This window comes from Psychrobacter sp. TS_SC_6 (genome assembly GCF_056156305.1).
In genome coordinates this window covers 957,540-970,125 of the sequence record NZ_CM149590.1, presented here as the reverse complement: position 1 = coordinate 970,125, position 12,586 = coordinate 957,540, and the positions used below count along the sequence as shown (strand labels likewise).

9 protein-coding genes, 2 pseudogenes and 2 riboswitches are annotated in these 12,586 nt (G+C 43.1%); of the genes and pseudogenes, 7 read left to right on the top strand and 4 right to left on the bottom strand.

From position 1 onward, the window contains the following. The first annotated feature begins 40 nt into the window (after window positions 1-40). The 5 genes and pseudogenes from AC0J5Y_RS04240 to AC0J5Y_RS04220 form a co-directional block, all read left to right on the top strand. The gene (locus tag AC0J5Y_RS04240; protein ID WP_475131668.1) at window positions 41-856 is read left to right on the top strand and encodes an IclR family transcriptional regulator; all 816 of its coding nucleotides are present in this window, start codon (window positions 41-43) and stop codon (window positions 854-856) included. Between the two features lie 545 nt (window positions 857-1,401). Next, window positions 1,402-3,204 (top strand): FMN-binding glutamate synthase family protein, encoded by a 1,803-nt coding sequence (locus AC0J5Y_RS04235; protein ID WP_475131667.1) that lies wholly within the window; start codon window positions 1,402-1,404, stop codon window positions 3,202-3,204. 64 nt (window positions 3,205-3,268) lie between these two features. Next, entirely contained in the window at window positions 3,269-4,099 is an 831-nt protein-coding gene (locus AC0J5Y_RS04230; protein ID WP_475131666.1) for a phosphodiester glycosidase family protein, read from the top strand. Between the two features lie 591 nt (window positions 4,100-4,690). Beyond that, a pseudogene (locus tag AC0J5Y_RS04225) lies at window positions 4,691-5,161 on the top strand (glycine zipper domain-containing protein); the annotation flags it as partial. Window positions 5,162-5,251: 90 nt separating this feature from the next. After that, window positions 5,252-5,428, top strand: a pseudogene (locus AC0J5Y_RS04220) (glycine zipper domain-containing protein); the annotation flags it as partial. A gap of 922 nt (window positions 5,429-6,350) precedes the next feature. Here the strand turns inward: AC0J5Y_RS04220 and AC0J5Y_RS04215 are convergent. The 4 genes from AC0J5Y_RS04215 to AC0J5Y_RS04200 form a co-directional block, all read right to left on the bottom strand. Beyond that, window positions 6,351-7,574, bottom strand: coding sequence for a vWA domain-containing protein (locus AC0J5Y_RS04215; RefSeq protein WP_475131665.1), 1,224 nt, complete (start codon window positions 7,572-7,574; stop codon window positions 6,351-6,353). Between the two features lie 132 nt (window positions 7,575-7,706). Further along, window positions 7,707-8,561: an AAA family ATPase gene (locus AC0J5Y_RS04210; protein WP_475131664.1), complete on the bottom strand. Its 855-nt coding sequence runs from the start codon at window positions 8,559-8,561 to the stop codon at window positions 7,707-7,709. 234 nt (window positions 8,562-8,795) lie between these two features. Next, window positions 8,796-9,383, bottom strand: a complete 588-nt coding sequence (locus AC0J5Y_RS04205; RefSeq protein WP_475131663.1) for a hypothetical protein — start codon at window positions 9,381-9,383, stop codon at window positions 8,796-8,798. 222 nt (window positions 9,384-9,605) lie between these two features. Further along, complete coding sequence (locus AC0J5Y_RS04200) at window positions 9,606-9,929, bottom strand: YcgL domain-containing protein (protein ID WP_475131662.1); 324 nt, start codon at window positions 9,927-9,929, stop codon at window positions 9,606-9,608. 380 nt (window positions 9,930-10,309) lie between these two features. After that, a riboswitch (glycine riboswitch) is annotated at window positions 10,310-10,447 on the top strand. Window positions 10,448-10,503: 56 nt separating this feature from the next. Then, a riboswitch (glycine riboswitch) is annotated at window positions 10,504-10,642 on the top strand. A gap of 169 nt (window positions 10,643-10,811) precedes the next feature. Between AC0J5Y_RS04200 and gcvT the strand changes: the two genes are divergently transcribed. Together gcvT and gcvH are read left to right on the top strand one after the other, a co-directional pair. Further along, window positions 10,812-11,984, top strand: coding sequence for a glycine cleavage system aminomethyltransferase GcvT (gcvT, locus tag AC0J5Y_RS04195; RefSeq protein WP_475131661.1), 1,173 nt, complete (start codon window positions 10,812-10,814; stop codon window positions 11,982-11,984). A 66-nt stretch (window positions 11,985-12,050) separates the two neighbouring features. Next, a complete protein-coding gene (gcvH, locus tag AC0J5Y_RS04190) occupies window positions 12,051-12,431 on the top strand; it encodes a glycine cleavage system protein GcvH (protein ID WP_011280078.1) in 381 nt (126 codons plus the stop codon). Window positions 12,432-12,586: the final 155 nt, after the last annotated feature.

The following is a 12,586-nucleotide window of genomic DNA, read 5'->3' as shown; positions in this document are numbered from 1 at the left end:
AACCCTTATTCATTCAGATGGTTATAAAATGAGAAAAAACATGTCGGTAGCTGCATCATTATTGGATCGATTAAATAGCTCCCTTACCCAAGGTAAAGAAGACAACGATAGGCAATTTGTCACCGCCCTTGGACGTGGCTTAATGATATTGGCAGCTTTTGAGCATGAGGAGGCGCTTAGCCATCAGCAATTATGCCAGATGACAAAACTGCCAAAAGCGACAATTACTCGTCTGATTCATACCTTGATGACGCTTGGATTTTTGCGCGTGACGCTACATGGACAGTATCAATTGGGTAGTAGTGCGGTGCGATTAAGTGCAACAGCCTGGAGTCGTCATGATTTAGTGGCAGCAGCTGAACCCTTATTACGGCAGTTTGCCAGTAGCAATGAAGTATCGGTAAATTTAGCAACCGAAGTTGGAGGGGAAATGCGCTATCACGCTTGCTGTCGTAGCCCTGCTCGCCTATCGGTCAATTTGCAAGTTGGCTCAGCCGTTCCCGTCGCCCGAACCGCCATTGGACGTGCTTTTTATGCGGCTAGCTCGCAAGCAAGACAGAAAGTGATTCTTAGTAATTTACAAGAGCAGCTATCAGCAGAAGATTATAGCCATGCGCAGGCTGCTTTATCTGAAGCCGCAGAACATTACGAAATGCATGGTTATACAGTATCGGATGGTGAGTTCTCTACGGACATATTGGCAGTGGCCGTTGGTGTCTTTGATGTTGCGACTGGACAATATGCCTATTCACTCAATGCCAGTGTTCCGAGTGCTAACTGGGAAAGCGAAGACTATGCGGCGATGATAGTGCCTAAGTTGCAAGTGTTGGCTGAAAGGATTGGCAGCGGGGTTTAGACTGATTGAGTTGTCAGATAAGTTTTAATTTAGTTTGCCAATGATACTAAAGCCAATAACTGGCAAATTGACCTCGTTGTATAATTGCTTTTTTAACCTTGATGTCCCGTCCTCGTCACAGCTTACAAGCTGCTTTTTAGACTTTACCACCAGATACTGACAGTCGGTTTCAATTTTATTTTTAATATTTTTTGCCATTGATTATAAGCAATTTAACCGTAGCTACGCGACAAACAGTTATTAAAACATAAGCTTAAGATTTTTTTTGAAATTACTTAAGCCTGAGAGTAGCAATTGCAATGTCTTTATCGGTCTGCCGTTACTCAATTGATATGGACCCGTGATATTATAGGCGTATGATACACACCACAAATTTGAGCCCCTAAGGGCGTTTGGCCTGCTTTTAACATGTTGGCTTTTAGCGCTTTCGCTCATTTTAAAACTCTTACTTAATCTTTCTATATTGAATCATGAATAGCGGCAAAGTTACCAAATAACTTACTGCCGCATTTTTTAATTCCTATTTTTTATAGTTGAGCCTTGTTATGCCCGATTCCAGAACCAATTTGAACCCTGAGCCTGAACAAAATTCACCTTACCTAACCGGTGCTTTGCTACGCTACAGCACCTTTGGCGCCGCAATCTTGCTGTTTTTAGCAGGATTACTCCTCGTCAACTGGGTGCTAATCATCATCGGTGGTCTCGCTGTTGGGCTTGGTATTTATGACTTATTGCAGTCTAAGCACTCTATCTTAAGCAACTATCCTATTGCCGGTCACATCCGCTATGTGTTAGAGGATTTTCGTCCTGAGATTCGCCAGTATTTGCTCGAAGACGACAAAGAACAAGTACCGTTTTCACGTCAGCAGCGAGCTTTAGTCTATCAGCGCGCCAAAAACGTCAGCGATACCAATGCTTTTGGCACTTTGGACAATTTATATGCTCATGGTAAGGAATGGTTTTTGCAATCTGCTGTCAGCGAGCCGATTAAGAATAAAGACTTTCGCATCATTGTGGGCGGTGAGCGGTGTAAGCAGCCGCATGATATGTCAGTGTTTAACATCTCAGCGATGAGCTTTGGCAGTTTGTCTGCCAATGCCATTATGGCACTCAATCAAGGCGCAAAAATGGGCGGCTTCACTCATGATAGTGGTGAAGGTGCTATCAGTCCTTATCATCGTAAATTCGGTGGTGATTTGATTTGGGAGCTGGGTACAGGTTACTTTGGATGCCGCGATGACAATGGCAACTTTGATCCACTGTCATTTGCGGAAAAAGCCGTTGACCCACAAGTCAAAATGATTGAAATTAAACTGTCACAAGGCGCTAAGCCCGGTCAGGGCGGCGTGTTGCCAGCAGAAAAAATTACCCCGGAAATCGCTGAAACCCGTCAAGTGCCGATGGGTCAAGATTGCGTATCACCTGCGTCGCATTCTGCTTTTAGTACGCCTCGCGAATTGGTTGTTTTTTTACAGCAGCTACGGGATTTATCAGAAGGCAAGCCAGTTGGCTTTAAGCTTTGTATTGGTCAGCCTTGGCAGTTTATGGCGATTGTCAAAGCCATGATAGAAGCCGATAACTATCCTGACTTTATCGTCATTGATGGTGCTGAAGGCGGCACGGGTGCTGCACCTGTTGAGTTTATGGATAGCGTCGGTATGCCATTGATCGATGGTTTTTTATTCGTTCACAATACCTTAGTTGGGGCGGGCATCCGCAACCAAATCAAACTTGGCGTGAGTGGCAAAATTGTCTCAGGTTTTGATATCGCCCGCCTCTTGGCATTGGGCGCTGATTGGTGTAACTCTGCACGTGGCTTTATGTTTGCTGTCGGCTGTATCCAATCACGCTCTTGCCATACCAATACCTGCCCGACAGGTGTGGCAACCCAAGATCCTTATCGTCAAAAGGCGCTGGATGTACCAAGCAAGGCTGAACGCGTTGCCAGTTATCATAAAAATACCCTAAAATCGCTTGCCAGCATCGTTGGCGCAGTCGGTCTACAGCACCCAAGTCAATTGCAGCCTTATCACATCGCACGCCGTTTGGATGATGGACAGATTAAGCTATTGTCGAAGTTCTTTTATTTCACCGATAAAGGCGCCTTACTTGATCATAATGCGCGATCAGATGTCTTTAATCAGATGTGGGTAATGGCAGATTCGTCGAGTTTTTTAGCCAATAATGATGCGCTGATTGCGTATAACAAAGACTCGCGTGATATCGGTAAAGAAACCGGTGCGCCAACAAAAAAAACGGTTGGAGAGGTAGACGTCAATATTGATGGTGGTAAAATGATTGGCAATGTCAATAATACCGTCCGCGATTTTATACCGCCAACTGTTTAATCATTTAACAGTGTTTGGCTGTGACAATCACGCAATTTATTTCCTTATAAAAGATAGATGATTGATGCCAAACACTGTTTTCACAAAATTACTTCATGTACTGGCAATGATGTTTATGGCTCTTATGATTGTTGGTATAAGTGCCTGCCAACCATCTGATAACAATCAGATGGACAGCAATTCTACTGATTGGTCATGTCAATCACACAACACACCGTTTGCTTATAGCACCTGTCGTATTCAGTCTGATTTGTTGACAGATAAGCGCTATTCATTACAGTTGTTTTGGCAACAATCTGACAGTCGTCAACCGCTACTGACCTTCGATAAACTCTTGAGCAGCCTGCCCCCATCGCAATCTTTGAAGTTTGCCGTGAATGCGGGCATGTACAATGAAAATTACGCACCCATTGGCTATACCGTTATAAAATCTGAAGAGATACGTGCATTAAATCTGAAAGAAGGCGGCGGCAATTTTCACCTCTTACCTAATGGCGTACTGTGGTGGGATAAGTCTGGCAAAGTACGAATTACTGAAAGCAATGCCTTAGCTGAGCAGTTAAAAAACGGCACTGCACAGCCCCTGTATGCTACCCAATCTGGTCCTATGCTGGTCATTAATGATGCTATCCATCCACAGTTTGACCCTGACGGCACCTCAGCTAAAATTCGCAACGGTATAGGCGTGTGTAGCGATGGCAGTCTACAATTTGTTAATAGCGAAGCACCCGTGACCTTTTATCAGTTTGCCGCACTATTTAAAAATGACTTGAAATGTCCGAATGCTTTATTTTTAGATGGCGGTATTGCATCCGCTTTATACGCACCCACGATAGATAAGCATGACAAAAAAGAGATGGGCGTGATGATTGGAGTGGTTGAATCAGCACAATAGACCATATTATGGTTATTTACACGCCGTCAATTCATCATCAGTAATACCATACCTAATGAGACTGCATCTTTTATTCACTGAGCCACATTGAGTATTTATTAAGCACAAAAAAGGCACTATTATTAAGAATAATAGTGCCTTTTTTGTGCTTAATTAACCCTTCTTATAGCGTTTATAACTGGTAAACAGCGATTCTAATAATATCGACTTACATCCTACCTACTTTTCTGCGCCTTGATAATCATTGGTTAACAATAATGCTCATTATAGAAGTAACGTTTACATAGATGCTATAAAGCTAGCAGCTATGTGCTACAGACTAATCCAGTACCCTTAGGCTATATTACTTAGCAAGCAAGGCTTACTAGATTCCTTAAGGGTAATGCCAATGCGAAGGATTAAAGTAATTATTAGAAATTTGAACAGCTACACAGTGATTGCTAGCAAGATCAATGGCTAGCCATCACTGATTTAGAGGACAAGCTAAGATTGGATGTCAAAAACGACCTTTATTTTGATGTCATTTAGATTGTAAGCTACTTATGTCATTCTTCATAACTTAACAATAATAGTAAAAAAGGATAATAGCTCATGGATAATATCAATCGTACAGTAGTAGTCAATGACAACGCTGACCCCATTACAGGTGAGCCAGGCTCACATCCAATAGGTACAGCTCTTGGTGGTACAGGCGGTGCAGCAGCAGGCGCAGCTATAGGCGCTATTGGTGGTCCATTAGGCATGCTGATTGGTGGTGCTATTGGTGCTATCGTCGGCGGCGTCGCAGGTAGTTCGGTCGGTGAGATGCTAGACCCAACAGTAGAATATGAATACTGGCAAGAGACTCATACCACGCGCCCTTATTATCATGAAGATTATGATTATGATACCGATTATCATCCAGCCTATGCAGTAGGTTATGCCACCCGTGCACATTATCCAAATGCGACGCGTTTTGAAGAAGTTGAAGCTGAACTTGAACAGCGCTGGTATGAGGTAAAAGGCGATTCACGCATGACTTGGCTACAAGCAAAGGACATGGTACGTGATGGTTGGGATAAGACCCATGCTCGTATGAATGGTGAAAACTATGAGCCAAAAGAGTACATCCATTATGCAGGTCATAGAGAGCCTATCGAGCCACTTCATCATGGTGAAGATAAGCCGCATCCAGTAGCAACAGGTACTGGCGCGCTTAGCGGCGCAGCAGCAGGTGCAGCCGTAGGCACAGCAGTTGGAGGTCCAGTTGGCACCTTGGTAGGCGGTGCTGTTGGAGCAATCGCTGGTAGTAAAGTTGGACATGAAGCGGGCGAGATGGTCAATCCTACCGATAGTTTAGAAGCTCATGAGAAGCCGCATCCTATTGCTAGTGGTACTGGTGCGCTGGGCGGTGCTGCAGCAGGCGCTGCTGTAGGTACAGCGGTTGGTGGTCCAGTCGGTACGGTAATCGGCGGCTTAGCAGGCGCAGTTGCTGGTGGTGGTGCTGGTCAAGAAGTTGGTGAAGCCATTAACCCTACTGATCAAAATGAAGTACAACGAGAAGCCAATCCTGTTAGTAGTGGTACAGGTATGGTCGGCGGTGCAGCAGCAGGTGCAGCTATCGGTGCAGTAGGTGGTCCAGTGGGTTCAGTCGTAGGCGGTGCCGTTGGTGCAGTCGTCGGTGCAACAGCTGGTAACGCCGTTGCCAATGCCTTTGACGGCAATATGGAAGAAGACACTTACTGGCGTACTCAGCATGCAACGACTGACTACTATAACCCGCAATATGACTACGATACTGATTATCGTAATGCCTATGGTTATGGCTATGCACAGCGTAAGCAGTATGGTAACGACCAAACGTTTGAGCTGGTGGAGCAAGACTTGCAGAGAGATTGGTCAAACTCACGTGGCAACTCACGCTTAGAATGGTCAGATGCCAGATTTGCCGTACGTGATGCGTGGAATCGTCCTGTTATTTAATTATTAATAATGAGGCAATGATTGCTTATCGTAAACGATTAAAATGTTATGAGAAAACAGCTTCTATCATTTAATAGAAGCTGTTTTTTATTCTGATTTATGTCATTTAAAAACTGACTGCAAAGCTAACTTTGAGTTATAGTTAAAATACCTTAAAAACGCTACGGTACTGCTGATATAAATTTTTTGCAGCCTCTGTCTGCGTAGGCACAGCAAGCAAGAAAAATTAATATCAGCAGTACGTTATGTATCGATATTGCTTTTCCCTGACTATAAAGTCAATATAATATTAGCGTGCCATATAATTGGTCATATCTTCCACGCCATGTAACGTCATCGGATACATCTTATTATCAAACAGTTTTTTAATCTCAACGATGGTTTGGGTATATTGCCAATAGGTTGGATTTTCAGGATTGAGCCAAGCAACTTTATCAAAGTGCGCGAGCACCCTCTTTAACCAGACAATGCCTGCCTCATTATTCATATACTCAACGCTACCGCCCACTGTCATCAGCTCATAAGGCGACATCGACGCATCACCCACGAAGATAACACGATACTCTCGCCCATACTTATTGAGCAATTCAAACGTTGGCATAGGCGCGCTGTGACGACGGTTATTGTCCTTCCACACATAGTCATATAGACAGTTGTGAAAATAGAAAAACTCTAGGGTCTTAAATTCATTTTTCGCCGCAGAAAACAGTTTTTCAAGTGCTTCGACATGAACATCCATACTGCCACCTACGTCGAACAACATCAGTACTTTGACACGGTTACGGCGCTCTGCTTGCATATGTATATCGAGCATACCTTTTTTTGCGGTACGTTTAATCGTCTCATGAATATCCAGCTCATCAGCACTGCCCGTCCGTGCAAACTGGCGCAGATTGCGTAGCGCCATCTGAATCTGGCGCGTGCCCAACTGGCTGTCATCATTAAGATTGCGATATTTGCGCTGCTCCCAAACTTTGGCAGCGCTACGTTTGCGTGACTCACCGCCGACACGTACGCCCTCAGGATGGTCACCATAGGCACCAAACGGTGAGGTGCCACCAGTACCGACCCATTTACTGCCGCCTTGATGACGCTCTTTTTGCTCTTTTAACCGCTCTTCCAATGCCTTCATCAACTCCTCAAGCGAGCCGTACTTTTTTAGCAGACGTCTCTGCTCTTCGGTCAAATTCTTTGGATCGAGCTTTAAATCGAGCCATTCTTTGGGCACGTCTGTTAGCTTCGCCAACAGCTCATCCATGTCTAGACTATCAACGCCTTCGAAATAATCCGCCATGGCACGATCAAACTTATCAAAATGGCGCTCGTCTTTGACCATGCACAATCGAATCAGACGATACATGTTTTCGCGACTGGCAAAGATAGACAGTTCGGCATCTTCAGAATGTGGCTGCATCATCAATCCTTGCTCTAACGCAGCATTTAAATCGAGCAGCTCGCGCGTACTAACTGGCACGCCGTAAGTACGCAAGGTGTAAAATAGTTTGATAAACATAAGAGTCGTATCACTTATTGGCTGACATTATTATCTGGTGATATTGCTGATATCATTAATTGATACAGTCATAGACTAAGCGCTTGCATTGACTTTGATATCTGATGTTAAAATCCATGCAAGCTACAAATATTAACGACGCATCATATTGGCAAAACGCTGCAACAAACTCACATCCGCTTCGTTTTTCAGTAACGCACCATACAATGGCGGAATCGACTTTTCACCGCGCAGGTTTTCTTCTAATTCCGCTTGTGCCATGTCATCAGCGAGTAATAACGTTAACCAGTCGACCAACTCTGAAGTCGATGGCGGTTTTTTGAGGCCTTGAACGTTACGCAATTTATAAAAAATATCCAGCGCGTCATTGACCAGTTTTTCTTGAATATTAGGGAAATGTACTTCAACAATTTGGCGCATGGTTTTTTCTTCAGGGAAATCAATATAGTGGAAGAAGCAACGACGCAAAAACGCATCAGGCAGCTCTTTTTCATTGTTTGAGGTAATAATCACCACGGGGCGCTGTGCTGCGGTGATGGTTTCGCCTGTCTCATAGACATAAAAGGACATCTTATCAAGCTCATGCAACAAGTCATTTGGGAACTCAATATCTGCTTTATCAATTTCATCAATCAATAATACGCTGCGCTCTTTGCTGGTAAAGGCATCCCACAATTTACCCGGCTTGATATAATTGCCAATCTCATAGACTTTATCGTCACCCATTTGCGAATCACGCAGACGCGATACCGCATCATACTCGTACAAACCCTGCTCTGCCTTAGTAGTCGACTTGATATGCCACGTAATCAGTGGCATACCTAAACTTTCGGCAACCTCTTCTGCGAGTAAAGTCTTGCCTGTACCCGGCTCACCTTTGATAAGTAGCGGTTTTTGTAGCGTCATTGCCGCATTGACTGCAAATTGCAAATCATCAGTAGCGATATAGCTTTGCGTACCCGTAAATTTGGTTTTCTTATCGGTCATAATACAATCTCGTTTATTGTTATCGTTAAAATTTTAAGAGCGTTAATAAATTGTTATTTAGATTAGCACAGCCTTATTGATTGCCAAAATACTCATGCGTTCGCAGATATTTATTACATAAAAAAAGACACGCATGGTGTCTTTTATAATCATTAGAAAAATGCATGAATCAACACTATCAACTAAAAATGGAATACTTTGAAAAGTTATAGCGTTAAAGCAATCGGATTTAAGCTAATCATTATTTTTAGATACAGGCATATCCTTTTTTAGATTAATTGCTGGATTAATATCTTTAACTGCCACCACTTCATCAGATTCTGTCGCCAAATAATTGCCAGATGCCAGTTGCATATTCGCTTGGGCATCTTGCGCAGTGCGACTGCGAGCTTTATCCAAGCTCGACTCAAAGGCGCCGCGAATAAGCTGCCAAACAAAACCCACAAATAGACCGACAAATAATACCACCATAATAGGCAGCATATTGGCAATCGCGCCAGTCGTGTCTTTCATCATGATCGCATAGACCACGCTGATACTAGCAGGTGCAATCACGCTTGGATCACCCAGTGCTGTACCTGGGGCTAACAATACAGCAAACAGTATCATCCAACTCATACCGCCTAATGGACGTGGTAGTACGCGCGCGACCAATAACCAAAGTATCAACACAAGAATAACACCACCAAGATACGCATACATTGGTAAGTCTGCTGCCGGCACGTCTTTTACCAGCTGTCCCCACCAAATAGCAAGCTCACCGAGAATATCGCTGATGGCTTCTAGTGGTAAGCTGTGTAAGATATTTTTTAACCAATCCATGCGTGTTTTATTACCTGCGTTCGTAAATAGTGTGGGATAGTGGTTATATTAGTAAACTGCTAGTTTATCATGACTACTCACCAAAATGCATGACACGATATATTTCGATATTGCATCTGTACCTATCCACTCTGTTCAGAAAAGCCAGCTAAAACATTAGACTTGATAAAACGAGCTGCAAAATATCGCCATAAACCTTGTTGAAATGTATGTTCATAACTATTACGTATTATAAATACTGTCTTGAGATTCGCGAGCACGCAATTCTGCTTGGCGGCGCATGACATCTTGTGGTGGTAATTGTACAAAATACCCTTGCAACGCTAGCTTTGCTAGCACTTCTTCTTTGTCCACTCTAGCAAGTATAGGCGTTGCACCCAAATCCAGATGCATAACAAACTGACTGCGACCTAAGCCTGCACGAAAATCTTTGGGTAACACACCCAGCCAATCTCTGATTTCGTCAGTGTCATTCGGATAATCAGGACGGGCAATATAGATATACATATCATCATGTTTAAGGAATTTATAAATATCGCAATGCATAACAACAACCTATCAGAAACTATCGTCATAGATTAGCATATTTCAGGCAAGTATCAGTAGTGGCTTTACGTTTGGCTATGGTAAATCTTCTTAAATAGATTGCCCATTTGCTTGAGATGAAAGAGACAAAATCAGATAAAATATTCTGCATGCTTTGTCTTATCAGGCATCACGTTCACGGATAAGCTTTATATATTTAAGTTTTGATCATCGATGTGTCCGTCTTATCTGCTATTAACATATTGCAATTTTATAGAAACATCAACGCTTCATCTTGCTGTTTTTTACGGCAGTATCCTCATAAAAAATCGTTATAGCTAAGATTATTCACTTTAATCCCTCTGATGACTTGTAAAAAAGCTGTGAACCTTTCATAATAAAAGCGTTTTTCAGGAGAGAGTCTTTAGCCTAATGTTAGTGATGCTCATATTAATGAGTTTGTACTGACAGCTGCTATATGACCACCGAAGGCGCATCCACCCTGCTAATCGCTCAGGTAAAAGGACTGAAAAACACATGTCATAACGGTTTATTTGCATCACGCTGATTGGCGTATTGCTCTTTAAACCTTAGGCATAACAAATCTGGAGAGCGGTAAGGACGGACGACGTCTTACCCACCGAAGGGGAGAAAACGCGACATCATTGCTATGTTGAAGAATTACAATGATGGATCGTGTTGAAAATCTCAGGTCACAGGACAGATAGGGCTTCCCTCTAAACTGACGTTAAGCGTTTGTTTGGCAGATAGTTTTATCTTATTTCTGTACTACCCTTGGTTGCAATACTTGCACCCTGCAATATTGCTTCTCGCTACTATGATTATGGACATCAGCCCTAATACTTTTACTAAGTATAGCTAATGTCCACATAAGGATTTGTTATGACCGATATTCAAAATACTGACACCCAAGCTCCTCAACGCACACCCCTTTATCAGTCTCATGTCGAGAGTGATGGCAAACTGGTGGATTTTTCTGGCTGGGAATTGCCAATCCATTATGGCTCACAAATCGAAGAGCACGAAGCGGTACGCACCGACGCCGGTATGTTTGACGTCTCTCATATGGTTATTGTCGATATCAAAGGCAGCGACGCCAAAGCATGGCTACAAAAATTATTGGCTAACGATGTCGATAAACTAAAAACAGCTGGTAAAGCCCTTTATTCTCCTATGCTAAATGAAGAAGGTGGCATCATCGACGACTTAATCGTTTATCTATCAAATTCTGATGAAACTGAATACCGTATCGTCTCAAATGCCGGTACTCGCGATAAAGATATGGCACAGTTTGAAAAAGTAGCTAAAGACTTTGATGTTGTCTTAATTGAGCGCACAGAACTTGCAATGCTTGCCGTTCAAGGACCTAATGCGGTTGAAAAATTGGCAAAGATTAAGCCCAGTTGGGCTGATACATTAGCTGCGCTAAAACCTTTTGTCGGTGCTGATTTAACAGATATCGAAGGTACGGATTGGTTCATCGCTCGTACAGGCTACACAGGTGAAGATGGCGTCGAAGTCATTATGCATGGCGATGATGCGCCGGCATTCTTTGAGCAATTAAAAGCCAATGGCATAAAGCCTGCCGGTCTTGGTGCGCGTGATACCTTGCGTATGGAAGCAGGCATGAACCTCTACGGTCATGACATGGATGAAAGTATTAGCCCTTATGAGTGCAACATGGGCTGGACACTGGCACTAAAAGACGAGCGTGACTTTATTGGTCGCAAGGCTATGGTCAGCAAACGCAAGCAAGCCAAAGATGACAATATTGCGATGAAACAAGTCGGCTTATTAATGACTAGCCGTGGCGTCTTACGTGAAGGTATGGAAGTGACCATTAATCAAGGCACTGATAAAGAGCAAAAAGGTATCATTACCAGTGGTACTTTCTCTCCTAGCCTCAAAAACTCTATCGCAATCGCCCGTGTTCCTGCTACCCTAGCAGACGATGACAATGTACAAATTGATCTGCGCGGTAAAGGTAAGTTCGTCGATGTACGCGTACTTAAGCTACCGTTTGTCCGTAATGGCAAGCAGCAGTTTGACTCGTAGGCAACAGAAAATTTATTATTAGCTTTCTTTTTTATTAATTAACCTCTATCACCTAGGAGAGAAACCATGAGTAATATCCCAGCAGAACTAAAATACATCGCCAGCCACGAGTGGTTACGCTTAGAAGACGACGGTACTATCACGGTTGGTATCACTGATCATGCTCAAGACCTATTGGGTGACGTGGTATTTGTTGAATTGCCAGACGTGGGTGACATCATCGCTGTTGATGACGAAATCTCTGTTGTTGAATCAGTAAAAGCGGCTTCTGACGTTTATGCGCCTATCTCAGGTGAAGTAGTTGCTATCAACGAAGCCTTAGAAGATGATCCTGAAATCATCAACTCTGACCCATACGGCGAAGGTTGGTTCTTCAGAATGAAGCCTGATAATATCGCTGATTATGAAGCACTGCTAACCGCTGATGAGTACGAAAACGAGTTGTAATATCAGTCTTACGCTCTGTTAAAGGCAGCATTTAACTTTAGTATTGCTGCTTTTAATATTCTTATTGATAAAGCAGTCATTACTAAGATTGTTACTTATAAAATGGTTACTGATTAAAAAAAGCAACTCGACAGATACTGGCAAGCGCTGGTATC